28 protein-coding genes are annotated in these 24,178 nt (G+C 54.2%); 11 read left to right on the forward strand and 17 right to left on the reverse strand.

All coding sequences use genetic code 11. From position 1 onward, the window contains the following. Nucleotides 1–25: 25 nt before the first annotated feature. A complete protein-coding gene (locus QMZ30_RS08145; RefSeq protein ID WP_283226985.1) occupies nt 26–1,171 on the reverse strand; it encodes an iron-containing alcohol dehydrogenase in 1,146 nt (381 codons plus the stop codon). Nucleotides 1,172–1,462: 291 nt separating this feature from the next. On the opposite strand from QMZ30_RS08145, the gene gntT reads away from it, so the two are divergent. Beyond that, nucleotides 1,463–2,779: a gluconate transporter gene (gntT, locus tag QMZ30_RS08150; RefSeq protein WP_039330541.1), complete on the forward strand. Its 1,317-nt coding sequence runs from the start codon at nt 1,463–1,465 to the stop codon at nt 2,777–2,779. A 42-nt stretch (nt 2,780–2,821) separates the two neighbouring features. On the opposite strand, the gene QMZ30_RS08155 is transcribed toward gntT, so the two are convergent. After that, nucleotides 2,822–3,904 (reverse strand): malate/lactate/ureidoglycolate dehydrogenase, encoded by a 1,083-nt coding sequence (locus QMZ30_RS08155; protein WP_502921468.1) that lies wholly within the window; start codon nt 3,902–3,904, stop codon nt 2,822–2,824. A gap of 107 nt (nt 3,905–4,011) precedes the next feature. Then, nucleotides 4,012–4,257 (reverse strand): hypothetical protein, encoded by a 246-nt coding sequence (locus QMZ30_RS08160; RefSeq protein WP_039330540.1) that lies wholly within the window; start codon nt 4,255–4,257, stop codon nt 4,012–4,014. A 259-nt stretch (nt 4,258–4,516) separates the two neighbouring features. On the opposite strand from QMZ30_RS08160, the gene QMZ30_RS25870 reads away from it, so the two are divergent. Further along, the gene (locus tag QMZ30_RS25870; protein WP_017346848.1) at nt 4,517–4,600 is read left to right on the forward strand and encodes a small membrane protein YohP; all 84 of its coding nucleotides are present in this window, start codon (nt 4,517–4,519) and stop codon (nt 4,598–4,600) included. A 32-nt stretch (nt 4,601–4,632) separates the two neighbouring features. Here QMZ30_RS25870 and QMZ30_RS08165 read toward each other — a convergent pair whose 3' ends face one another. Beyond that, nucleotides 4,633–4,818 (reverse strand): hypothetical protein, encoded by a 186-nt coding sequence (locus QMZ30_RS08165; RefSeq protein ID WP_283226987.1) that lies wholly within the window; start codon nt 4,816–4,818, stop codon nt 4,633–4,635. Nucleotides 4,819–5,250: 432 nt separating this feature from the next. Between QMZ30_RS08165 and pagP the strand changes: the two genes are divergently transcribed. From pagP to QMZ30_RS08180, 3 genes are all read left to right on the forward strand, one after another. Continuing rightward, the gene (pagP, locus tag QMZ30_RS08170; protein ID WP_349306826.1) at nt 5,251–5,775 is read left to right on the forward strand and encodes a lipid IV(A) palmitoyltransferase PagP; all 525 of its coding nucleotides are present in this window, start codon (nt 5,251–5,253) and stop codon (nt 5,773–5,775) included. A gap of 150 nt (nt 5,776–5,925) precedes the next feature. Next, nucleotides 5,926–6,135: a transcription antiterminator/RNA stability regulator CspE gene (gene cspE / locus QMZ30_RS08175; protein ID WP_034829024.1), complete on the forward strand. Its 210-nt coding sequence runs from the start codon at nt 5,926–5,928 to the stop codon at nt 6,133–6,135. A 361-nt stretch (nt 6,136–6,496) separates the two neighbouring features. Then, entirely contained in the window at nt 6,497–6,922 is a 426-nt protein-coding gene (locus QMZ30_RS08180) for a GNAT family N-acetyltransferase (RefSeq protein WP_039330537.1), read from the forward strand. Here the strand turns inward: QMZ30_RS08180 and QMZ30_RS08185 are convergent. Beyond that, the gene (locus QMZ30_RS08185) at nt 6,906–8,261 is read right to left on the reverse strand and encodes an aminotransferase-like domain-containing protein (protein WP_283226988.1); all 1,356 of its coding nucleotides are present in this window, start codon (nt 8,259–8,261) and stop codon (nt 6,906–6,908) included. The genes QMZ30_RS08180 and QMZ30_RS08185 overlap by 17 nt on opposite strands. 133 nt (nt 8,262–8,394) lie before the next feature. Between QMZ30_RS08185 and QMZ30_RS08190 the strand changes: the two genes are divergently transcribed. The 6 genes from QMZ30_RS08190 (at nt 8,395) to tatE (ending at nt 13,098) form a co-directional block, all read left to right on the forward strand. Next, nucleotides 8,395–9,354 carry an ABC transporter substrate-binding protein gene (locus tag QMZ30_RS08190; protein WP_039330535.1) on the forward strand — a complete coding sequence of 320 codons (960 nt, stop codon included), beginning with the start codon at nt 8,395–8,397 and terminating at the stop codon, nt 9,352–9,354. Between the two features lie 2 nt (nt 9,355–9,356). Beyond that, on the forward strand, nt 9,357–10,151 hold the full coding sequence (locus tag QMZ30_RS08195; protein WP_039330534.1) for a deaminated glutathione amidase: 795 nt from the start codon (nt 9,357–9,359) through the stop codon (nt 10,149–10,151). 22 nt (nt 10,152–10,173) lie between these two features. Next, nucleotides 10,174–11,061, forward strand: coding sequence for an ABC transporter substrate-binding protein (locus QMZ30_RS08200; RefSeq protein ID WP_039330533.1), 888 nt, complete (start codon nt 10,174–10,176; stop codon nt 11,059–11,061). Continuing rightward, nucleotides 11,058–12,020: an amino acid ABC transporter permease gene (locus QMZ30_RS08205; protein WP_283226989.1), complete on the forward strand. Its 963-nt coding sequence runs from the start codon at nt 11,058–11,060 to the stop codon at nt 12,018–12,020. The genes QMZ30_RS08200 and QMZ30_RS08205 overlap by 4 nt, the downstream gene beginning before the upstream one ends. After that, nucleotides 12,017–12,787, forward strand: coding sequence for an amino acid ABC transporter ATP-binding protein (locus QMZ30_RS08210; RefSeq protein WP_039330531.1), 771 nt, complete (start codon nt 12,017–12,019; stop codon nt 12,785–12,787). The genes QMZ30_RS08205 and QMZ30_RS08210 overlap by 4 nt, the downstream gene beginning before the upstream one ends. A gap of 107 nt (nt 12,788–12,894) precedes the next feature. Next, complete coding sequence (gene tatE, locus QMZ30_RS08215) at nt 12,895–13,098, forward strand: twin-arginine translocase subunit TatE (RefSeq protein WP_283226990.1); 204 nt, start codon at nt 12,895–12,897, stop codon at nt 13,096–13,098. A 137-nt stretch (nt 13,099–13,235) separates the two neighbouring features. On the opposite strand, the gene lipA is transcribed toward tatE, so the two are convergent. The 12 genes from lipA to lptE form a co-directional block, all read right to left on the reverse strand. After that, a complete protein-coding gene (gene lipA / locus QMZ30_RS08220) occupies nt 13,236–14,201 on the reverse strand; it encodes a lipoyl synthase (protein ID WP_039330529.1) in 966 nt (321 codons plus the stop codon). Between the two features lie 176 nt (nt 14,202–14,377). Beyond that, entirely contained in the window at nt 14,378–15,028 is a 651-nt protein-coding gene (gene lipB / locus QMZ30_RS08225; protein WP_283226991.1) for a lipoyl(octanoyl) transferase LipB, read from the reverse strand. Between the two features lie 69 nt (nt 15,029–15,097). Continuing rightward, entirely contained in the window at nt 15,098–15,361 is a 264-nt protein-coding gene (gene ybeD, locus QMZ30_RS08230; protein WP_039330526.1) for a DUF493 family protein YbeD, read from the reverse strand. A 158-nt stretch (nt 15,362–15,519) separates the two neighbouring features. Further along, nucleotides 15,520–16,731 (reverse strand): D-alanyl-D-alanine carboxypeptidase DacA, encoded by a 1,212-nt coding sequence (gene dacA / locus QMZ30_RS08235; protein WP_039330524.1) that lies wholly within the window; start codon nt 16,729–16,731, stop codon nt 15,520–15,522. Between the two features lie 117 nt (nt 16,732–16,848). Beyond that, nucleotides 16,849–17,952, reverse strand: a complete 1,104-nt coding sequence (rlpA, locus tag QMZ30_RS08240; protein ID WP_283226992.1) for an endolytic peptidoglycan transglycosylase RlpA — start codon at nt 17,950–17,952, stop codon at nt 16,849–16,851. Nucleotides 17,953–17,962: 10 nt separating this feature from the next. Beyond that, entirely contained in the window at nt 17,963–19,075 is a 1,113-nt protein-coding gene (gene mrdB / locus QMZ30_RS08245; protein ID WP_283227106.1) for a peptidoglycan glycosyltransferase MrdB, read from the reverse strand. Between the two features lie 8 nt (nt 19,076–19,083). After that, complete coding sequence (gene mrdA, locus QMZ30_RS08250) at nt 19,084–20,988, reverse strand: peptidoglycan DD-transpeptidase MrdA (RefSeq protein WP_039330521.1); 1,905 nt, start codon at nt 20,986–20,988, stop codon at nt 19,084–19,086. Nucleotides 20,989–21,022: 34 nt separating this feature from the next. Next, nucleotides 21,023–21,493: a 23S rRNA (pseudouridine(1915)-N(3))-methyltransferase RlmH gene (gene rlmH, locus QMZ30_RS08255; protein WP_013357098.1), complete on the reverse strand. Its 471-nt coding sequence runs from the start codon at nt 21,491–21,493 to the stop codon at nt 21,023–21,025. 3 nt (nt 21,494–21,496) lie between these two features. Further along, nucleotides 21,497–21,814, reverse strand: coding sequence for a ribosome silencing factor (rsfS, locus tag QMZ30_RS08260; protein ID WP_039330517.1), 318 nt, complete (start codon nt 21,812–21,814; stop codon nt 21,497–21,499). A 90-nt stretch (nt 21,815–21,904) separates the two neighbouring features. After that, the gene (nadD, locus tag QMZ30_RS08265) at nt 21,905–22,549 is read right to left on the reverse strand and encodes a nicotinate-nucleotide adenylyltransferase (protein ID WP_283226993.1); all 645 of its coding nucleotides are present in this window, start codon (nt 22,547–22,549) and stop codon (nt 21,905–21,907) included. Continuing rightward, the gene (gene holA, locus QMZ30_RS08270) at nt 22,542–23,573 is read right to left on the reverse strand and encodes a DNA polymerase III subunit delta (protein WP_283226994.1); all 1,032 of its coding nucleotides are present in this window, start codon (nt 23,571–23,573) and stop codon (nt 22,542–22,544) included. The genes nadD and holA overlap by 8 nt, the downstream gene beginning before the upstream one ends. Beyond that, on the reverse strand, nt 23,570–24,169 hold the full coding sequence (lptE, locus tag QMZ30_RS08275; RefSeq protein ID WP_283226995.1) for an LPS assembly lipoprotein LptE: 600 nt from the start codon (nt 24,167–24,169) through the stop codon (nt 23,570–23,572). The genes holA and lptE overlap by 4 nt, the downstream gene beginning before the upstream one ends. Nucleotides 24,170–24,178 lie beyond the last annotated feature (9 nt).

Here is a 24,178-nt window from a genome sequence, read left to right on the forward strand (position 1 = left end):
GGCGGCCTTCAGGCCGCCCGCTTTATCAAACCACGCGCCACGCGGCGGCGATCATTTCGGTCAGGGTTGGGGCATCGTAACTCACCCAGCCATTTTTACTGTTGGCGCGTGCCACAATCCAGTCCACTTCGGTGGCGCTCAGCGTCGGGCCCTCCTGCCAGAAAGGCACAATCGCGTGCTGTTGCAACCAGGCTTTGAGTGCCAGCGCCGGCGGTGCCGGATCCTCTGCTAGCAGCGCTTGCCCCAACTGCGCCATCAGACGCTGTTGATCGGCATTTTCACTTTCGGCCAGCACATCAAGGAACGGGAACAGTAAGCGACCACACACTTCACCGTGATGGAACGGCTTAATTGCGCCCAGTTCACCGGCGATCCCGTGGATCACACCCAATCCTGCACTGCTCAGGCAAACGCCGCCAAGCCAGGATGCCATCATCATCGCTTCACGTGCTTCGTCACCTTGCTGGTCTTCACGATTCAGGTTCGGCCAGGCTGTAAAGAACAACCGCAGGCCGTTCAGTGCGGTTTGCTGGGTAAAGAGATTCCCTTTACGCGACAGGTACGCTTCGAACAAGTGGGTAAAAGCATCGATGGCGCAGGTCGCCAGTACGCTATCGGGTGAACCTTTGAGTAAATCGGGATCGAGAATCGCGACCTGCGGCACAAACACCGGATGGCGCAGCGACGCTTTAACCTGAATATGCTGTTGATCGGTCACCACGGCATTTTGCGTCGCTTCGCTGCCGGTCCCTGCGGTGGTCGGGATAGCAATCAACGGCAGGGTGATAGCCTGAACGGCGGTATCCCCCACTTTTTCCAGATAGCGCGCGGTATTCAGCGGATGCTGCATCATGGCACTGAACGCTTTCGCCGCATCCAACACGCTACCGCCGCCTATCGCGACGACACGGTCAACGTGGCCGCGCCAGCGGTTAACCCACGCATCGATTTCATCGGGCGAAGCTTCATGGCTGACAATCTCGTAACCCAAAATCTGGTCATTTAGCGCGGCACCCAGCCGTTGCCAGGCCGGGCCGTTAAGAAATGAACGGCCACAAAACAGCAGAGTAGGTTGGGGATTGGCCGCTAACAGCGGCACCAGGCGGTCAATGCTACCGCGACCAAACAGGGTTTGTTGATTACTGTACAACTCGATCAGATTCTCACTCACCTGCATGTCCTTTTTGAATGGCGTAAAGCATCTAGTGTAACCAAAAGCCGTGACGTCCCCGTGGCAAACATTCTGATAACCACCAGGCAAAAAGTTGATCACCTTCGCAAAACAGAAATTCCGCCGCCGCATCTGATGCTTTGTGCGCAATGTTACCCTTAACATGATACCCGTAACATTGCGTAAGCGACTTAACGCCAGGCGCAGATGTCGTGAAATTCAAAGTCCTCTGGGATAACCAAAAACAAACCGCTGCCGACTTATCGTCGTACGCAAAAGTGGAGAAAAATTATGCCATTACTCTATGTGGCGATTGGCGTCGCATTACTGCTGCTGCTGATGATCCGTTTCAGACTCAACGGGTTTATTGCGCTGATCCTGGTCGCGTTGGCGGTGGGCATGATGCAAGGAATGCCGGTCAATAAAGTGATTGGATCAATCAAAGCCGGTGTCGGTGGCACATTAGGCAGCCTGGCGCTAATCATGGGCTTCGGTGCCATGCTGGGCAAACTGTTGGCAGATTGCGGCGGGGCGCAACGTATCGCCACCACGCTGATCGACAAATTTGGCCCGAAGCACATTCAATGGGCACTGGTGCTGACCGGTTTTACTGTGGGCTTCGCGCTGTTCTATGAAGTCGGTTTTGTGTTGATGTTGCCGCTGGTGTTCAGCGTGGCAGCCTCGGCGCGTGTTCCGTTACTCTTTGTTGGCGTGCCGATGGCAGCCGCGTTGTCTGTAACGCACGGTTTCCTGCCCCCGCATCCGGGTCCAACGGCGATTGCCACGCTGTTTAATGCCGATATGGGTAAAACGCTGCTGTACGGCACGCTGTTAGGTATCCCAACGGTGATTCTTGCCGGTCCGGTTTATGCGCGTTTCCTGAAAGGCATCGACAAGCCGATCCCTGAAGGACTGTGGAACCCGAAAACCTTTACTGAAGCGGAAATGCCAGGTTTCGGCGTCAGCGTGGGCACTGCACTGGTGCCGGTGATTCTGATGGCGCTGCGCGCAGTGGCCGAAATGGTGTTGCCAAAAGGCCACCTGTTATTGCCGTATGCCGAGTTCTTCGGCGACCCGATCATGGCAACGCTGATCGCTGTGCTGATAGCCATCTTCACCTTCGGTCTGAACCGCGGCCGCAGCATGGATGAAGTGATGGGCACCATTACCGATTCGATCAAAATCATTGCCATGATGCTGTTGATCATTGGTGGTGGTGGCGCATTCAAGCAGGTGCTGGTGGACAGCGGCGTGGATAAATATATCGCCAGCATGATGCATGAAACCAATGTCTCGCCGATCTTTATGGCGTGGTCGATTGCTGCGGTGCTGCGTATTGCGCTGGGTTCTGCAACGGTAGCGGCGATTACCGCAGGCGGCATCGTCGCACCGTTGATTGTTACCAGCGGCGCCAGCCCAGAACTGATGGTGATTGCGGTGGGGTCGGGCAGTGTGATCTTCTCGCACGTTAACGACCCCGGCTTCTGGCTGTTCAAGGAGTATTTCAACCTGACGATTGGTGAAACTATTCGCTCGTGGTCAGCGCTGGAAACCATTATTTCGGTGTGCGGTTTGGTGGGCTGTCTGCTGCTCGCAAATGTGATCTAAATGCAAGGCTGAGGTATTGCACCTCAGCCTCATGCCAGCGGTCTACTGTGCCAGAGCACGGAAGGCCGCTAACTCCTCTTCGGGCATTCCGGCGGTAAGTGCAGCCGCACAGATTTGCTCCCAGCTATTGCTATCCAGCGGGATGCCATCACGTTCGCGATCAACGCGATTCTGCTCTTCCCATTCGCCCGGCACCTGAATCGGTGCATCACCGCTTTGCGGCGAACGTTTCACCCACTCAAGGAAAGATTCCGCCTCTTCCTGCATCGCAGGGGCATCGAACGCCTCGGGATTGACGATAATCGTGGTCATGCAGTTGAAAATAGCATCATGGCTGCTGACCAGGGTGGCATCGTGGGTGGTGCGGCCTCCGGATAGTGCACCGCCGAGAATTTCGCACATGGTCGCCAGCGCATAGCCTTTATGTAGGCCAAACGGCATCAGCGAGCCATAGGGTGCCTGATGCATCACACCTGGTTCCGTGGTGGGCTGGCCCTGATGATCGATTAAATAACCCGGCGCGACCTGCTGATTTTTATTCCAGGCCACGCGTGTTTTGCCAAAGGCAATGCCGCTGGTGGCGAAATCAAGCAGCAGCGGTTTGGCGTCACGACGTGGGAAGATGGCGCAGAACGGATTGGTGCCAAAACGACGATCGCTGCCATTAAACGGCGCAACCATGGGATCCCCCATCACATTGACGAAATGGAAGGAGACAAATCCCGCCGCCGCGCACTGTTCCGCCCAGTGACCAATACGGCCGATATGGTGCGAGTGATGCAGCCCAACCGCCGCAATACCCAACTTCGCCGCTCGCTCAATACCGTGCTGCATGGCCTCGTGCGCTGCAACCTGACCAAATCCGTTGTGGCCGTGCAGCGTGATAACGGCACCCGCATCTTTTTCGATGGTGGCGTGCTGGTTAAGCTGCAGAAAACCCTGGGACAGGGAGTTCATATAGCTGGGGATCATGCCGACGCCATGTGAGTCGTGGCCAGCCAGATTCGCGGCGACCAGGTGATCGGCAACCAAACGCGACTCTTCAGCGCTGCTGCCTGCGTGCAACCAAATGGCTTGGACAAACTGATGCAACTGGGAAGGGGGAATACGATAGAGGGCACTCACGCGGTCAATCTCCATGTCATCATTAATCAGGCATCCTGCGCCGAAAGTATTAATAACCGCAAGTAAGTGTTTTAAAAGCAAAGGGCCACAAAGCGTGGCCCAAAATCTTAGTGCGGCTGTTCAAAGCCGGCTTTAACCATTTGTTCACGCAAAGCGCGGGTAATTTCACGGTTCCCACCCGTGACAGGATAAATGACATTATTGACGACATCGTCAAGGTAGTGCTCTTCAAACTCTTGCATGGTGAGCTGTGTGCCACCCTCATCATTGATGGCAATACTGCCACTGATGTGGTTGCCATAATCCTTTGCCTTCAGGCTGTAACGCCCCATGCTGGTATTAATCGTGCTCATAAGATCTCCTTGTTACGTAGGCAGTGATAACAATTGAGGCCTGCTAGAGGCGCTGTAAGTTTAGACAGCGCAGAGGGACCTTGTGCGGTCAGGTGAGGGGATAAAATCACGACCTGCGACCGGTCTCGCAGAAATTAAATTGAAGTGAAAGCAACGACGCTAACAAGACGTGACAGGACTCGCACCCGGCAGCGAACTCAGAATGATCATCTATACTGGGATAGAGAAGCGTTATTTTTCATCACTGAAGGAGCGAATAATGAAAATAATCCTGTGGATCATTGCCATCATCTTTATTGTGGGACTACTGACGATTACTGGCGTGTTTAAACTGATTTTCTAACACTAACAGGCACCTTTGGGTGCCTGCTGAGTTTATTCGGCGCGCGATGCAGCCCACTCATCATAGGTGACCAGCGGCGGATGCAAATCTTGCTGATTGATTGGCTTGCCACAGCCGGCACAGCAAGCACCGTGGTGACGAGGTGCACTGTTATTTTCACGCTTTGGCAACGTGAAGAAGAATTTTACGCAACCGCAGTGGCTACAGCGAATGGTCATCTCAATATTCCCCTCTCTCCTTCCTGGAAAGATGAGATTTATCTCATTCATCCTTTGAGTTCAATTCATAAATTTAATTAATTTGTTTACGATGTAAATGATCGGCGATAAGTGGCTGAATGTTAACTTATATCCTGATGCAACTATCACGAGTGGTGTGCATTTTTTGCACCTGCTATTCATGAAAATGCCGCCACTTGTGCGCGTAATTATGGCTGATGCGCCCTGGAAAATTTCCTCATAGTGGGCCGCAAAATCCAGACATAACCTGGAGCTTTTAGGCTCTTTTTTGCATACCTTTCCCGATCTTGATGTGGAAAAACGGCAGCATTGCCAGGATGGCAATGAGCTGCTGCCGGAAGAAGATCTAACGGGAATTTTTTTGTGAATCGGACTGTTTTTACCATTCTGATAAGTGGCATTTTGATCTTGATGATCACGCAATCGACACCCGCAGCGACCCTGTCACAAACCCTTGAATCAGGGTGGAATACCTTCAGTAACAATGCGGTTAAGACGTGGGAGCAACCGCAAAATGATGACTTTTATCTGCCCGCCATCACCTGGCATAACCGTTTGGCATATGATGACGAGCACATCAATAAGTACAATGAGCGGCCGTGGGGCGCAGGTGGCGGTGTTTCTCGCTGGGATGAAAAAGGGAACTGGCACGGTCTGTATGCGATGGTGTTCAAGGACTCGTTTAACAAGTGGGAGCCCATTGCGGGATACGGTTGGGAGGCGACCTGGCGTCCGCTTGACGACCAGAACTTCCACATCGGGGCAGGGTACACAGCAGGCGTGACGGCGAGAGATAACTGGCGCTATATTCCGGTTCCGTTGATTTTACCATTAGCATCAATCGGATACGGACCAGCTACTTTCCAAATGACTTATATTCCAGGCACTTATAATAATGGTAATGTCTATTTTGCCTGGCTAAGATTCCAGTTTTGAACGGTGAAGAGCGTCAGAAAGTGTGAAGAAGGTGGAAAAAATCAATATTTATCACTTTTTCATCAATTCGCGCTGGACAAATGTCACCGCAATTGCTGTACTACACGTCGACACAGTTTAGTGTCCATTTTTCATGTAAAGGTAATATAGATGTCCAAGATCAAAGGTAACGTTAAGTGGTTTAATGAGTCGAAAGGCTTCGGTTTCATTACTCCAGAAGATGGCAGCAAAGATGTATTCGTACACTTCTCTGCAATCATGAGCAATGGTTTCAAAACTCTGGCTGAAGGTCAGCGTGTAGAGTTCGAAATCACTGACGGCGCTAAAGGCCCATCTGCTGCTAACGTTATCGCTCTGTAAGTTAACAGTTAGAATTCTGAAAACCCGCCTAATGGCGGGTTTTTTTTCGCCTTTGTTTTACATCTGCCACCAGGTGTGCGCATAGGCCAGCACGGCAGCTATCGCGACGCTGGTAGCGATAAGTTCATTCAACGTATGTGGGACGCAATTTTTCATGGCTCATGCCTCGGAAATTCATTTCCTCCAGCATGGCAAAGCCAGGTTAAGCCAACCTTAAATTGCCGTGACACTCCGATGACAAGGCACATTCTGCGGCGTATCTCACAGATAATCCCAGTAACATTCTCATAACAATCCTTACTTGCAGCTTTTTGCTGAACAACGCTATATAACTGCAGTCAGGGACTCATGAGGAGGCAGGATGAACATACGTCAGGCACAAGCAAAAGACAGTTTTGCGCTGAGTGCGCTGTTAACGGAGTTGGGTTACAGCGGCACGGAAAAGTTTATTGATTCACGTCTGGCCCAGTTGTGTAGCCATCCCGATGAGATATTGCTGGTGGCGGAGCATGGCAATCAGGTGTTGGGCTTTCTCTCACTGCATTTCATTCCACAACTGGCCCTCTCTGGCGACTTCGCGCGTATTAGCTATTTCTGCATTGCCGAGGGCGAACGCAGCAAAGGCAGTGGGCAGCAGCTGCTCAATCACGCTGAGCAGTTGGCGATAAAACGCGGATGCGACCGCATGGAAGTGCACTGCCATTCATCGCGCCTTAAAGCGAATCAGTTTTACTCGCGAGAAGGCTATGTTGAGTCACCGCGCTATCACATCAAAGATCTGGGGTAGTTTTCAGTTCTCGACCTGAGGCGATGACGATAGCGTCTGCGATACTGTCCAGCTGTTCGAACGGCAATAACGCGGCGCTGACGCGAATAAATTGCCGACTGTTAATGCTACAGCGCTCACCGGGCAGCACGGCAATGCCACGTGCAGCTAAGGTAATCATCGCGTACTGTTCTGACTCCACCGGAATCAGAACACTGAGCCCATCACGCTCTTCCAGCACCATTCCACGAGCCGCCAGTGCCGCGAGCAACTGTTGGCGGCGCTGTGCATAGGCAGTTTTTGCCCGCTGGATACACTGTTGTGTGGTGTCATCAGTCAGCATCCATGCCACGGCGTCTTGCAAAATTCGACTGGTCCAGCTCACGCCAAAGTTACGCCATGACTGTAATCGTTTCACCATATCTGCCGTACCGGACAGCACTGCCAGCCGGAGATCCGGGCCATAGGCTTTGGAGAACGAGTGGACGTGGATAATGCGTTCCGGGAAGTGAAAGCCCAGGCTCCAGACCGGCCAGCGTGACAGGTCGCCGATGCCGTCATCCTCCACAATCAGGGTGTTGCTGTTTGCCAACACGCGGGCCAGTTCGGCGCTGCGGCGCTGGGTGACGCTGTGCCCCGTTGCTGAATGGGTGCGAGGCTGATAGATAAACATGGCCGGTGACTTTTGCAGATGCGTGGCTAAAACGTCAGGCAGCGGGCCTTGCTCGTCACAGGGCAGCGGTAGAATTTCCGCGCCGATATTATCCAGCATATCCAACAGGCGTGTGGCGGTGGGATCTTCGATGACCACGCGATCGCCAGGCGACAGCAAGGTTTGTACAATCAGATTCATGGCATCAAACCCTCCATCGGTAGCGAGCCAGGCCTGCGCCGGATAGGGCCAGCGCGGCTGAATTGCAGCCTGTAACTGTGGCGATATCGCCTCACGTTGATAGCTGTTGAGATCCGTTGAGGTAATGCCCGCCAGCATCGCCTGTCTGAGGTCCGGTAGCAGCGCAGGGTCCGGCGACGCCATCGCCAGTGACGCTTTGATGTTTTCGCCGTAATTGCCAATTTTTTCAAAGCGAATCGGGCGGGGCAGCACGCTGTTGCCACAGACCCATACGCCGCTGCGCCCTTTTCCCGCCAGCACTTTCTGCTTCTTCAACTGCGCCCAGGCAGCAGAAACGGTTGCCGGGCTGACGCCCAACCGTTCTGCCAGTTCACGCACCGCGGGCATCTGCATACCCACCGCGATTTCCCCGTCACGAATCAGCGTTGAAGTGGCATGAGTAATCCCCTTCACCGAAGCGTCATCAATCTGTTGGCTAAGCCACTCTACGTCTACATTTTGCGTCATAAGAAAATCATTTGTTCAGTAACAAAGAATTGATTGTTCAGATTAGTATTCGCGTTTTAGACTCAATTTCAAGCACTATTTGATTAAAAAATAAACAACGCCTTGGCAGGCGGCAAAACGGGGAAGTACAGATATGGTAACCATCAGACTGGCGGTGCGTGACTGGGATTATTTCACCCCGCTAGCACTCGGCGATATCAAACCAGAAGGCTTTACGCTGGAGATTGACCGCGTAGGTACGCTGGTCGATAACCTCGCAACCAGCGATAAATACGATGCGGGTGAAGTCTCTTTCAGCCGCTATGCTCAGGCATGTGCCAGAGGTGACTACGCGTTGCTGGGCCTGCCGCACTTCCTGATGCGAGGTTTTCGTCAGCGCTGCATTATCACCACCGCTGACAGCCCCATCACCACGCCTGCGCAGCTTAAAGGCAAAAAGATTGGTGTCACGGGATGGCAGGATTCCGGCAATACCTGGACGCGTACCGTACTGCGTGAAGCCGGTGTGGAAATTGATGATGCTTACTGGTTTGCTGGCCGTTTGACCGAAGATCACCCGATTGTGGACCGTCTGGCGGGCTTTGGCCGTCCGGGCCGCATCGAGCCTGCGCCAGGAGAGCGACCGCTGATCGACCTGCTGAAAGCGGGCGAGTTGGATGCGGTGTTCACGCCGTTTATGCCTGAAGGCTTCTTCCTGAAAGACTCCGGTTTACGTCAGCTGCAGGCCGATTTTGCCACCGCAGAGCGTGACTACTTTAACCGCGTGGGTTATGTGCCGGGCATTCACATTCTGGCGATGAAACCGGCGTTGGCAGAAGCGCATCCCTGGTTGCCACAGGCCTTAAGCGAAATTATCGATCGGTCGTACCAGATGTGGATGAAGAAACGTGAGAAGTATGCGGATACCACGCCGTGGTTGCTGGATGATTTGCGACGTACCGCGCAGGAATTACCGGCCGACTGGAATCAAAACGGATTCTCAACTAACAAAAAGATGATCGCCGATTTTGCCAACGAGCTGTTCCAACAAGGCTTAACCAAAACATTGCTGACGCCGGAAGCGATTTTCCCGGCCGTCGCGAAAGGGGAATGATGATGAAAGTTGCAATGGGACAGTTTGCTGTCAGCCGCGAATGGCAGGAAAACACCGATATCTGCATCGGTCTGATGAACAATGCGCTGGCGGGTGGCGCAGATTTGCTGGTACTGCCTGAAGGCGTGCTGGCGCGTGATATTGCCGACCCAGACCTGGTACTGAAAGCGGCGCAACCCCTGGATGGCCCTTTTGTGACGCAGCTGCTGGCGGTGAGCAAAGGTAATGACTTAACCACCATGATGAGCGTGCACGTGCCAACTGAAGGCAACAAAGCGCTGAACGTGCTGATTGCCATCCGTAACGGCGAAATCATTGCCGCTTACGACAAATTACACCTCTACGATGCCTTTGCGATGCAGGAATCTCAGCGCGTCAATCCAGGGAATGTGATCCCTCCGCTGGTTGAAGTGGCGGGGATGAAAGTGGGCCTGATGACCTGCTACGACGTGCGTTTCCCGGAGCTGGCGCGTCGCCTGGTGCTGGATGGCGCAGACGTGCTGGTGCTGCCTGCCGCTTGGGTGAAAGGTCCGCTGAAAGAGATGCACTGGGAGTTGCTCTGCACCGCACGCGCTCTGGAAAACACCTGCTACATGGTGGCCGTGGGCGAATGTGGCCCGCGCAATATCGGTAACAGTCTGGTGGTCGATCCGCTCGGTGTGGCAATTGCTAAAGCGCCTGAGTCTGCCGCGCTGGTGTTTGCCGACCTCGATCCACAACGCATTGCTTACGCCCGCAGCGTATTACCGGTGCTGGAAAACCGCCGTTTTGCACGTCCTGAATTAAAACCACTTTGATAGACTTTGGGGAAACTGGCCAATGAAAACACTTGCAACCGCTATCGCGCTGGCTCTGGGCCTGACCGTAAGCGTCGTTCAGGCAGCGGATGCCATCCCAACGCAGAAAGTTGATCAGGCTTTACACGATCGTCTGCCTGCTGAGATTAAAAGCGCCGGAAAAATGATTTCGGTAAACAACGGCTCATTCCCTCCGTATGAGATTGTGAATGGCCCTCACTCGATGGACGGCGCTTCCGCTGACCTGACCGAGGCGCTGGCACAGCTGCTCGGTGTAAAAATTGAACATGCTACCGTCAGTGGATTGTCTGGCGTATTGGCTGGCATCAATTCAGGTCGTTACCAGATGGCGATTGGCCCGATTGGTGACTATCCGGACCGTCAGCAGAAGGTCGATTTTATCGACTTCGTGCAGGAGTTCGTGGTGTTCGGTGTGCAGAAGGGCAACCCGGCGAAGATCAATGGTCTTGAGGACACCTGCGGTAAACGCATCGCGGTGATGGCGGCGGGTTCGGCAGAGCAGGTGATCCGTAAGCAGTCCGATGCTTGTGTGGCTGCAGGCAAACCAGCGGTGCAGGTGCAATCCTTCACCGACCAGCCGTCATCGATTCTGGCGGTGCGCTCAAAACGCTCTGATGCGTTCTTCTCGTCACAAGCGCCGCTGACCTACTTCATCGAACAGGCGAATGGCCAACTCGAGTTGTCGGGTAAAGGGCAGAAAAACGGTTTCGGCGATATCTTCCAGGGCACTGTGGTGCCGAAAGGGTCCGAGCTGGGCAATGTGGTGCTGGATGCCTATAAAGAGCTGTTTGCCAACGGCACTTATGCGGCGATCATGAAAAAATGGAAACTCGACGGCAATATTCTGCAGCAGCCGGGACGTAATCTGGCGCAGGGGACGGCAAAATGAGTCCGCTCAACCACAATACGCGAGCCAGGGATAAGGCCGACGTGCAGCAGCGCGATGTGGCTTTTGCCCGCAGTGCGCCCACTTATGGGCGCTGGATCTCTTGGATTGTGGTTCTGGTGATTGCCGCTAACTTTCTCTGGTTAGTGGCGACCAATCCCAATTTTGAGTGGAAAGTGGTGCTGCAGTGGTTCACGGAAGGCTCGGTCATGAAGGGGCTTCAGGTGACGCTGGGCCTGACCGTGGTCTCGATGATCCTCGGGACGCTGTTAGGTTTGGTGTTAGGGGTGTGGCGACTGTCGGATAACAAGCTGTTGAGTGGTATCTCTTCCCTCTACATCTGGTTTTTCCGTGGAACGCCGCTGCTGGTGCAGCTGATTTTTTGGTACAACCTGTCAACGCTGTTTCCGTCCATTTCCATCACCGTGCCCTGGACGGACATCACCTTTGCCCACTGGAACACCAACGATCTGATCACGCCGTTAACGGCCGCGATCGCCGGTCTGGCACTGAATGAGGCGGCCTATATGGCCGAGATCATTCGCGCAGGGTTGCTGTCGGTGGACAATGGACAGGTGGAAACCACTCAGGCATTTGGTATGAGCCGCAGCCGTGCGTTGCGTCGCATCATCATCCCACAAGCGATGCGCTCGATCATTCCGCCAACAGGCAACCAGTTGATCAGCATGATCAAAGCCACCTCGCTGGTGAGTGTGATTGCGATGGGCGACCTGCTCTATTCTGTACAGGCTGTTTATAACCGGACCTTTGAAATTATCCCGATGCTGATGGTGGCCGTGATTTGGTATCTGTTCATCACTTCGATTCTCAACGTCGGCCAGTCCGCCATAGAGCGTTACTACGCGCGTGGAACTAAACGCACCGTAGTGGTGAATAAACGTCGTGCTGCCAGCACCGATAAAGCGGTCGCCGCCGCACACCGACTGAAGGAGGATGTATGAGTGACGTTCAGCCGCTGGTCCGTGCGCGCAATGTGCAGAAGAGTTACGGCGATAATGAAGTACTCAAGGGTATCGATCTGGATGTGTTTCCGGGCGAGGTAGTGGTGATCCTCGGGCCCTCGGGGTCGGGTAAATCGACTTTCCTGCGCTGTATTAACCATCTGGAAGATATGAATGCGGGCTCGATTATGGTGGGTGACGAGCAGATCGGCTACGAGCTGAAGCGCGGGATTCTACACCGCTTGTCGGCACGCAAGATTGCCCATCAACGCCAGAAAATTGGCATGGTGTTTCAGCAGTTTAATCTCTATCCGCATATGACGGTGATGCAAAACATTATCGAAGCCCCAATTGGCGTGCATAAGTATCCGCGTCAGGAAGTGCTGCAGCATGCGCGGGAGCTACTTTCAACCGTGGGCTTGAGTGATAAAGCTGATGCCTGGCCACGTCACCTTTCAGGCGGTCAGCAACAGCGTGTGGCGATTGCCCGTGCACTGGCGATCAAACCGGCGCTGATGCTGTTTGATGAGCCTACATCGGCGCTGGATCCAGAGCTGGTGGGCGAAGTGCTGGCCACTATGCGAACGCTGGCAGACCAGGGCTTAACCATGATTGTGGTGACGCACGAAATTGGTTTTGCGCGCGAAGCGGCAGACAGGGTGGTGTTTATGGATGGTGGCGTGGTGGTGGAGCAGGGCAGCCCGGAGCAGGTGATTGGCAATCCACAGCATCCGCGTACCCAGGCATTTCTGAGCCGCTTTATTTAGTGCCACGCGCAGGTTGATCGTAATCTGTTACAGATTCCAGTTGTGGCGGGTGATAAACTGCGCGTTAATAGTCATGTATGTTTTTCGCTAAGGTTGAAAGGTAAAGTATGGAAGGTTTCAGCATTGCCAAACTGCTGATCATCGGTGCACTTATCGTACTGCTGTTTGGTACCAACAAGTTACGTTCACTGGGTGGCGATCTGGGTTCCGCAATCAAAGGCTTCAAAAAAGCCATGAAAGACGATGAATCCACCGTAACCAAAAGCACCGCTGAAGAAGCGCCGGCTGAACGCGTCAGTCACAAAGAGTAATTCCGACGTCGAACGTATATAAATGTAAATGTTTATGACGTTGATAAAAAAAACCAGACTGCTTCCAGTCTGGTTTTTGTTTTTCTGGCTGCCGAAAAAACGGCCACAGGTGATTAGCCTGCTGCCAGAATGGCGGATTATTTTACTTCCAGACCTTTCGCCTGCATGTCTGCATGATAAGAAGAGCGAACGAACGGGCCGCAGGCGGCATGGGTAAAGCCCATCGCCATAGCTTCTTCTTTCATCTCATCGAACTCGGCTGGGCTGACATAGCGCTGAACCGGCAGGTGGTGGCGGCTTGGCTGCAGGTACTGGCCGAGTGTCAGCATGGTGACACCATGACGGCGCAAATCGCGCATCACTTCAACAATCTCTGCATTGGTTTCACCCAGACCGACCATCAAACCAGACTTGGTCGGCACATCCGGGTGGGCTTCTTTGAAGCGTTCGAGCAGTTTCAGTGACCAGTCGTAGTTGGCGCCTGGACGCACCTGGCGATAGACGCGCGGCACGTTTTCCAGGTTGTGGTTGAACACATCCGGTGGGGTTGCGGTCAGAATTTCCAGTGCGCGGTCCATACGACCACGGAAATCAGGCACCAGCGTTTCAATCTTAATGCTTGGGCTTTTCTCGCGGATCGCGGTGATGCAATCGGCAAAGTGCTGAGCACCACCGTCACGCAGATCGTCGCGGTCCACCGAGGTGATGACCACATAGCGCAGTGCCATATCGGCAATAGTTTGCGCCAGCTTCAGCGGTTCGTTGGCGTCAGGCGCATTTGGGCGGCCATGGGCGACGTCGCAGAACGGGCAGCGACGGGTACAAATTGCGCCGAGGATCATAAAGGTGGCGGTGCCATGGTTGAAGCATTCGGCGAGGTTAGGGCAGGACGCCTCTTCACACACCGAGTGCAGACCATTTTTGCGCATGGCGGCTTTGATTCCCTGAATGCGGCTTGAATCCGCAGGCAGTTTGATCTTCATCCACTCCGGCTTACGCAGAATTTCTTCACGCTCGACCATCACGGTTTTCACCGGAATCAGCGCCATTTTGTCGGCATCGCGATACTTGACGCCACGTTCCATCTGAATTGGTTTACTCATAAATCTGCAGGTTCCGGTCGGGATTGCGATTTGAAAGCTTCCTCACTCAAACTGAGAACCAGGCTTTCAACTTTATTTGAAAATATGGCAAAAATTATATCATCTCGTCTGCGTATAAGCAGCCGATAAGCCCGTGCAAAAGTTACAATTTTGTAAATCAGCACAGACAGTCAAGGTCAGCCCGCTGATTCATTTTTCCACTCCAGTTGGCTAAAACCGGTTAATCGCGCGAAATGCTGTACCAGACGCGGTTGCACGTCGGCCGCCGTCACGCCCGGCTGGGTTGCACTGAGCTGGGTCATCTGCATGCCAGCATAGCCACACGGATTGATGCGTAAGAAGGGGGCGAGATCCATGGCCACGTTTAAGGCTAACCCGTGGAAGGAACACCCTTTGCGGATGCGCAGCCCTAGCGAGCAGATCTTGTCATCATCCACATACACACCGGGCGCATCGGCGCGCGCGCGCGCTGTGATGTCATAGTCCGCCAGCGTACTGATGACCGTCTCTTCTAATGCCGTTACCAGCTCACGCACGCCCATTTTACGGCGTTTGACGTCAATCAGCACATACATGATTTGCTGACCGGGTCCGTGATAGGTCACCTGACCGCCGCGATCGCTTTGTACTACCGGAATGTCACCGGGCATCAACAGATGTTCTGCTTTGCCGGCCTGGCCTTGGGTAAACACCGGGTGATGTTCCACCAGCCAGATTTCATCGGCAGTGTGCGGGTCGCGTTGATCGGTAAACTGATGCATCGCATCGGAGACGGGCTGCCAGTCGCGCAGGCCCAGTTGACGAACAAGAAGCGTGTTAGCTGACAAAGCGGAAATCCGGTAAAGAGTGAAGGGCTGAGTATAACGCTGGCAAAGCTGCCTTTGCCAGCGTGGGTATTACAGAACCATACGCACGATTTCGATATTGCCTAACTCTTCGTAAAGGGTTTCAACTTGTTCGATATGCGTGGCGGTAATGGTGATGGAGACGGAGTGATAGTTGCCTTTGCTGCTGGGCTTCACCGCCGGGGTATAGTCGCCTGGCGCGTGACGTTGCACCACTTCAACCACTTGATCAACCAGCTCCGGTTGCGCCAGTCCCATGACTTTATAAGTGAAGGGGGTAGGGAATTCGAGCAGTTCATTCAGTTTGGTTTTCATGTTGACTCCGGTGCTTAACAGATAATTCGGGAGGCAAAAATGCGTCCCTTACGGGTGGTGCAAAAAAGTTAAAAAGGGAGGCCAGAAGGCCTCCCCTACACGTTTGATACGGGGATTGTATTTATATTGTACCAGACGGGCGTTTTTTCAAGCTGATCTTAACCGAACCAGTGATGGAACATCAGTTTGATGTAATCAATGATACGACCGAAGAAGCCGCCTTCCTGCACTTCGTTCAGTACCACCAGCGGACGCTGTTCGATGGTTTTGCCATCCAGCTGGAAGTTAATGCTGCCCACGACCTGATTTTTCTGCAGCGGTGCATGCAGTTCGGTGTTGTTCAGCACATAGCTGGCTTTCAGGTCTTTCATGCGGCCGCGAGGAATAGTCAGATAAGCATCTTTTTCCACGCCCAACTGCACACGATCGCTGTTACCGAACCACACCGGCTCAGAGGCAAACTCTTTACCCGCTTTCAGTGGTGCAACGGTTTCAAAGAAGCGGAAGCCCCAGGTCAGCAGTTTTTTGCTCTCGGTTTCACGACCTTTATAAGTACGACCGCCCATTACCGCAGAGATCAGACGCATCTGGCCTTCAGTAGCGGATGCCACCAGGTTGTAACCAGCGGCATCAGTATGACCGGTTTTGATACCGTCCACGTTCAGGCTGGTATCCCACAGCAAACCGTTACGGTTCATCTGTTTGATGTTGTTAAAGGTGAAATCTTTTTCACGGTAAACCGCGTATTCGTCCGGTACGTCACGAATCAGTGCCTGACCAATCAGCGCCATATCACGTGGTGAGCTGTACTGACCTTCGGCATCCAGGCCGTGTACGGTCTGGAAGTGGGTATTTTTCAGACCCAGCGCGTTGACGTAGTTGTTCATCAGGCTAACAAAGGCGTCCTGGCTACCGGCGACATAGTCCGCCATTGCCACGCAGGCATCATTGCCCGATTGCAGCACTATGCCACGCGTCAGCTGGGAAACCGGTACGCGATCGCCAGGTTTCAGGAACATCAGTGATGAACCCTTGAACACCGGGTTGCCGGTCGCCCAGGCATCTTTCCCTACGGTGACGATATCATCGTTGTGGATTTTACCGGCTTTGACCGCTTGACCAATGACGTAGCTGGTCATCATTTTGGTCAGGCTGGCAGGATCGCGGCGAGCATCAGCGTTCTTTTCCGCCAGTACTTTGCCGGAGTTGGCATCCATCAGCACGTAAGCTTCAGCATCGATTTCCGGTACGCCCGGGATCATCGTCTTAAGATTAACATCATCCGCAAATGCGGCATGGCTGAGAGAGAGGGCGACCAGTGATCCCACTGTCAGGCGTTTCAGAAAACGAGAAGGTTTCAGCGTATTCATGTTAAGGACTACAACATCCGTGGGCTAAGAGTGAAAAAAGTGCCTTACTATAGCAAACGCCCGATCGGGCGACATCTTGCTTTGCAAATCAGTATCAGCGGTAAAATTGACTGCCCGTTACATTGACGGGCGGGCAGTGGTAATAAATGAGCTCATCTGCGCTTCAGTGGTCAGGCGCTTCTGTAACGCCGCGGCTTCAGCTCGGCTTTTGTAACCCCCAAGCTGGATGCGATAGACATTGCCGTTGGCCTCAACGCTGCCCGGCACGCCAAAACGTTTGCCAAGGCTGGTGGCAAGTTGGCGGGCACGTGCCGCGTCATTGACGGCGCCAACCTGTACCACGTAACCGCTGCCAGCATGAGCATTCTGACTCACGGGGGCCGCACTGGCCGCCACCGGCGCAGCAACTGCCGCTGCCGCAGGGGCTGGCGTGGCCGCGGGTTCACTGCCTTCCAGTACACCATTGGCTAACGGCTGTGGCGCACCAAGGAAACCGCTGCTTTGTACTGGCGCACCCATATTGCCGTTGCTTTGCAGCGTGCTGTTATCCACCGCGCGGACATCCTGCGGGGCAGGGGATGGAGTGGCATTAGCACTGCTGCCGCCCATCATCACCATGCCGCCGCCCAAGTCAGGGCGTGCGGGTAGGGCATAGCTCTGCTTAGCCACAGTCGTACCAATGGTGCCAGGACCGGAAACCGAGCCATCCGGCGCGACTTTAATGTAATCCACACGCACGCGCGTGTTATTCGAGATGTTAAGACGATCGCCTGCGGCACGAGATAAATCGATAATCCGACCCGGCGTATAAGGGCCGCGATCGTTCACGCGTACCACAATCTGACGACCGTTGGCGAGGTTAGTCACGCGCACATAGCTTGGCAGTGGCAACGTCGGGTGTGCAGCGGTCATGGCGTCGGGATCGTAGGACTCACCAATGGCAGTGCGATTGCCTTTGGCTTCGTCACCGTACCAGGTCGCCAGACCGATTTCGCTGTAATTCGACGGGTCCTGAATCACGCGGTAATTTTTACCGTTAACGCTGTAATCCTGGCTGGTGGACGGATTGATCGGTTCATAGCGTGGCTCCACGCCTGGGATCTCAACCACCGGGCCGTTATAGGCCGGTTGTGGCGGTGCCGTGTTCGTCTGCTGTTCCGGTGTGGAACAGGCAGCCAGTACCAGTGACGCGAGTACAACCCCAAGCCAATCCTTACGCATGTGCAGCCTCTTAAACGCTTTTAGATAACATTTTTCGATGAGTATGGATCGACATCACGATGCCAAATCCGGCCATTAACACAATCAATGCCGATCCGCCGTAGCTCACCAGCGGCAGCGGTACGCCGACCACGGGTAAGATACCACTTACCATGCCAATGTTAACGAAAACATAAACGAATAAAATCAGCATCAAACCGCCGGCCATTACACGACCAAAAGTGGTTTGTGCACGGGCCGCGACAATCAGCCCGCGTAGAATCAGCAACAGATACAGGACCAGCAACAGCAATACCCCGACCAGACCGAGTTCTTCCGCTAACACGGCAAAAATAAAGTCGGTGTGGCGTTCAGGGAGAAACTCAAGTTGCGACTGCGTGCCGTGCAGCCAGCCTTTACCGCGCAGCCCACCGGAACCTATCGCGATTTTTGACTGGATGATGTGGTAGCCCGCGCCGAGTGGATCACTTTCGGGATCCAGCAGCATCATGACGCGGTCACGCTGATAGTCGTGCATCAGGAAGAACCACAGAACGGGAATGAACGCGGCAACCAGTAGTACCGCCACCGCGATCAGCTTCCAGCTCATGCCGGACAGGAACAGCACAAACAGACCCGATGCGGCGATCAGAATAGATGTACCCAAGTCCGGCTGCGCCGCCACCAGCAGTGTTGGCATGAAAATCAGCACTAACGCGATGCCGGTATTTTTCAGGGTAGGGGGGCAGACATCGCGGTTGATAAAGCGCGCGACCATCAGCGGCACTGCAATTTTGGCTATCTCCGAGGGCTGAAAACGCACAAATCCGAGATCCAGCCAACGCTGTGCACCCTTACTGATATGGCCAAAGGCGTCAACGGCCACCAGTAATATCACGCAGACAATATAGAGATACGGCGCCCAACTCTCATAGACGCGCGGTGGCACCTGCGCCATCACCAGCATGATAATCACGCCCATCGCGATCTGGCCGAGCTTACGCTCCATCATACCTGGGTCCTGACCACTGGCACTCCAGATCACGATGGCGCTATAGGCCAGCAGCGCGAGGATGATCAGCATGAAAATCGGGTCGATGTGGATACGTGTCCAGATCGATCGTTTCTGCGGGCTATCGTTCATGGACATCTTTATTCACCTTCGTAGCCAGGCGGCGTCGGTGCGGCTTCAGGCAGCACGGTATTGTTGTCGCCTAACATTATGTGGTCGAGAATCTGGCGCATTACAGTACCTACCGCAGGGCCGGCACCGCCGTTCTCCAGAATCATGGTGACCGCCACGCGCGGTTTGTCATAGGGCGCGAAAGCCGTCATCAGTTTATGGTCGCGCAACCGCTCGGCAATCTTATGCGCGTTATAGGTTTCGTTCTCTTTCAGGCCGAAGACCTGCGCAGTACCTGATTTTGCTGCGATTTTATAAGGCGCGTCAGCAAAGCTTTTGTGTGCGGTTCCGTTGGGGCGGTTCGCCACGCCATACATACCGTCTTTGGCGATTTCCCAGTAGCCGGAGTGAATATCACCAATCGGGGCATCGGGTGGCTGACGATAAGGCACCATGGTTTGCCCTTCACGGGTGGCGCGCAGCAAGTGGGGTACTTTGATTACGCCATCGTTAATCAAAATCATCATTGCTTTGTTCATCTGTACGGGCGTCGCCGTCCAGTAACCTTGCCCGATGCCCACTGGAATGGTGTCACCCTGATACCAGGGCTTTTTAAAGCGCTTCAGTTTCCATTCGCGGGTCGGCATGTTGCCTGGGCTTTCTTGCGGCAGATCGATACCGGTACGATGGCCATAACCGAATTTGGTCATCCACTCGGACAGGCGATCAATGCCCATATCATAGGCAACCTGATAGAAGAAGGTATCGGCGGATTCTTCCAGCGATTTGGTGACGTTAAGCCGACCGTGTCCCCACTTTTTCCAGTCGCGGTAACGCTTTTCCGAACCTGGCAACTGCCACCAGCCGGGATCGAACAAACTGGTATTACGGTTAATCACCCCGGCACTGAGCGCCGATACCGCCACGTAAGGTTTAACGGTGGATGCAGGTGGATAGGATGCCTGTAACGCACGGTTATACAGTGGACGGTTCTCGTCACCCAGCAGTGCTTTGTAATCTTTGCTGGAGATACCATCGACAAACAGATTGGGGTCATAACTTGGCGTCGACACCAGCGCCAGAATTTCACCGGTGCGTGGATCGCTCACTACCACCGCTGCGCGGCTGCCGGTCAACAGGGTTTCAATATACTGCTGCAGCTTGAGATCAACGGTGAGATAGATATCACGCCCAGCCTGAGGAGATTGTTCATGCAACTGGCGGATCACGCGACCACGGTTGTTAACTTCAACTTCTTCATAGCCGGTTTTGCCGTGCAGCACATCTTCGTAGTAGTTTTCGATGCCCAGCTTACCGATATCATGCGTCGCAGCATAGTTAGGCCATTTCCCTTCATCATCCAACCGTTTAACGTCACGATCGTTGATTTTTGACACATAACCCACCACGTGAGTCAGGGTCTGGCCGTAAGGATAATAACGGCGCTGATAGCCTTTAACTTCCACACCGGGGAAGCGGTACTGGTTCACCGCAAAGCGCGCTACTTGGACTTCGTTCAGTGCAGTTTTCACCGGAATGGAGGTAAAGCGGCGCGAGCGCTTGCGCTCTTTTTCAAAGGCGTCGATATCGTCGTCAGTCAGATCCAGCACCGGACGCAGGTCTTGCAAGGTCTGCTTAAGATCATCAACTTTTTCGGGCACCAGCTCCGCCTGATAGATCGTGCGGTTCAGCGCCAGCGGTACGCCGTTACGGTCAAAGATGATGCCGCGGCTCGGTGCCACGGGCACCAGCTTGATGCGGTTTTCATTTGAACGGGTGCTGTAATCGTCGAAACGCAGGATTTGCAGGTGATAGAGGTTTACCACCAGCACGCTGGAGAGGAGAAAAATGCCAACAAAAGCCACCAGAGCCCGGCGGACAAAGAGTTTCTGTTCAGCAGTGTAGTCGCGAAAGGCGTTGCTCTGTAATTTCATCCGCTGCGTTTATTGTCTGGAGGTTGTCAGGCGTTTATTCACGGTGATAAGGGTGATTCGTCGTAATGCTCCAGGCACGATACAAACTTTCCGCCACCAACACGCGCACTAAAGGGTGCGGTAGCGTTAACGCAGAAAGCGACCAGCTCTGTTCGGCGGCGGCTTTACACGCCGGCGCCAGTCCTTCCGGGCCGCCGATCAGCAAGCTGACATCGCGGCCGTCCAGCTTCCAGCGCTCAAGCTGCTGCGCCAGTTGGGGCGTTTCCCACGGCTGACCTGGAATATCCAGCGTGACAATGCGATTGCCTTTACCCACGGCAGCCAGCATCGCTTCACCCTCTTTTTCCAGGATGCGTTTGATGTCCGCGTTCTTGCCGCGTTTACCGGCAGTGACTTCGGTCAGTTCAAACGGCATATCCTTGGGAAAACGGCGTAGATACTCCATAAAACCGGTCTGAACCCAATCGGGCATTTTGGTGCCAACGGCCACCAGCTGAAGTTTCAACGCTTAGCTCCAGAGCTTTTCCAGCTCATACAGCTGGCGGCTCTCTTCCTGCATCACGTGGACGATCACTTCGCCGAGGTCAACTACGACCCAATCAGCGGCAGCTTTGCCGTCTACGCCCAGTGGCTTAAGGCCCGCTGCACGTGATTCCTGCATCACGTGATCGGCAATCGAAATAACGTGGCGCGTGGAGGTGCCGGTGCAGATAATCATGCAGTCGGTGATGCTGGATTTGCCCTGAACATCGACAGCAATGATGTCCTGACCTTTAAGATCATCAATCTTATCAATAACGAAATCTTGGAGTGCTTTACCTTGCAAAAGGTTCCCCTTAAAAACAGGTGATTGCGAGCAGGCTGAATGCCCGAAAACGTAGCCGAAAATGAAGCGGCGCAGTATAGCACGCAACGATCAAGCGCGATATAAGCCAGCGCGATCGATATAGTCAATGACTGCATCGGGCAGCAGATCGGTACAGGACTGACCGCTATGGCGACGCTGGCGGATTTCTGTGGCGGAGATGTCGTACAGCGGGGTATCCGCCAACCAGATGTGGCCAGAAGGTGCCTGATGCAACTGCTGCGGGCTCTGAGCCAGATGGGCATCCAGCCACTGCTGCATGTCAACACTCTCCATCTGTGCCGCATAGCCGGGACGCTTGCAAACCAGCAAATGGCACAGCGACAGCAAATCCTGCCAGCGATGCCATTTGGCTAACGTTAGCAGAGAATCCTGTCCGATGATAAACCCGAGGGGCTGTTCTGCACCGCGTTCCGCACGCAGTGCTTCAAGCGTGGCCACAGTCCAGGAGGGCGTGTCGCGCTCCAGTTCCCGTGTGTCGATATCAAATAAGGGGCGGTCGGCGATGGCACAACGCAGCATCTCAACGCGCTGCTGCGCACTGGCTTCGGGCTGAGGGCGATGTGGCGGCACATTGTTAGGCAGCAATGTCACCTTCTTCAAACCCACCTGCTGCGCCAGGGCTTCCACTGGACGCAGATGCCCAAAATGGATCGGATCAAAGGTGCCGCCAAACAGCGCATAGAGTTTAGACATCGGTGAAACTCAAGGGAAAATCACGGTGGCAGATCAACAGCGACAGCGTTTCTAGCTGAGGCCAAAGGTTTTGACCGTAATCCTGCTTCATGGTCAGTTCCAGCTCAGCCAGCAGATGTACCGCGCGCTGTAAACGCCGCGCATCAAGACGCTGCAGGGCTTCGGTAAACAGTGCGCGACGATTTTGCCAGATGCGTTGCTGATCCATCAGCGTGCGTAAACCCTGTTTTGCCTGGTTACGCTGCAAATGCAACAACGTGAGTAAATCGCGTTGCAGCGAGCGCAGCAGAATCACCACTTCGGCGTCCTCTTTCTCCAGCTGATGCAGGATGTGCAGGGCGCGTTTACTTTTTCCGGCCAATAGTGCATCCACCCAGTGAAACGGCGTAAAGTGCGCGGCATCGTTGACCGCCTCTTCCACGCGTGGCAGCGTCAGTTTGCCATCTGGCCATAACAGTGAAAGGCGTTCCAGTGCTTGCGCTAAGGCCAGCAGGTTACCCTCATAGCAGTAGCACAGCAACTGAATGGCGGCATCATCGACACTCAATTTCATGGCTTTTGCACGGCTGGCAACCCAGCGCGGCAGCTGTGCCTGTTCCGGCGTCTGGCACGGCACCACCACGGCATGCCCGCTGAGCGCTTTAAACCAGGCGCTGTTTTCCTGCGCTTTGGTCAGTTTAGCCATGCGTAAAATCAGCAGAATATCGCTGTGCAGCAAACCGGCCAGTTTCACCAGTTGCTCCGCCATGGCGGCATTCGGACCATTTTCTGGCAACTGTAAGGTTAAAGTTTGGCGCTGGGTAAACAGGCTGAGCGCCTGACAGCTGGCAAAGATCGCATCCCAATCGGTTTGCGCATCCAGCGTGACGCTAAAGTGCTCTTCAAAACCTTGTGCAGTCGAGGCGGCGCGGATGGCGTCGGCACTCTCTTGAATCAACAGGGGTTCGTTGCCGGTGAGAAAATAACAGGCGCGCAGCCCCTCTCGAAGCTGCGCGCTCAGTTGTTCAGGATAAATCCTGATCATTGCAGACTGGTAGCTGACGAAGACGGCACTTCCGGTGAGTCTTGACCCGGTGCAATCGTCTCCGGCTGCGGCAGTGTATCTTTGTTGCTTTCCTGCGCGGCATGAACGGTCAGCAGTTTACGCACCAGCTGCTCGGCAGCACGCTGACGCATCTCCTGCACAATCATATCCTGCTCGGCATCCTTGGCCAGTGCGGCGTTCGGGTTGTCGAAGAAAGAACGATACACGGTGGTGCTGATCGGGTAGATACCCTTGCCCGGTAGCAGAACCTGTGCGGTGACCGTCATCACCAGTGAATATTCGGCGGTGGTGCCGCTGATAAACACTGATGCGGTGTCACGCCCCTGTCTTTCAGCGCCCAGGCGCAGAGTAGGGTACTTCGCACTCGCCATTTTGCTGTCTTCAACAATGGTCACATCATTGATACGCAGCTGCTGGCGCACGGTACGTGCCAGCGGACCATAAGGGTCGCCACTCTGGACGATCAGCGTTTTCATCTCGGTTGGCACCATGGTGGTGCCGCGCGGGTGAAAACCACATCCGGCGGTGATCATCACCGCCAGCAGGACAAACAGCCTGATAATCAGTTGTCGCACAGTTCCTCC

Source organism: Pantoea sp. EA-12 (assembly GCF_030053355.1).
GTDB classification, from domain to species: domain Bacteria; phylum Pseudomonadota; class Gammaproteobacteria; order Enterobacterales; family Enterobacteriaceae; genus Pantoea; species Pantoea vagans_C.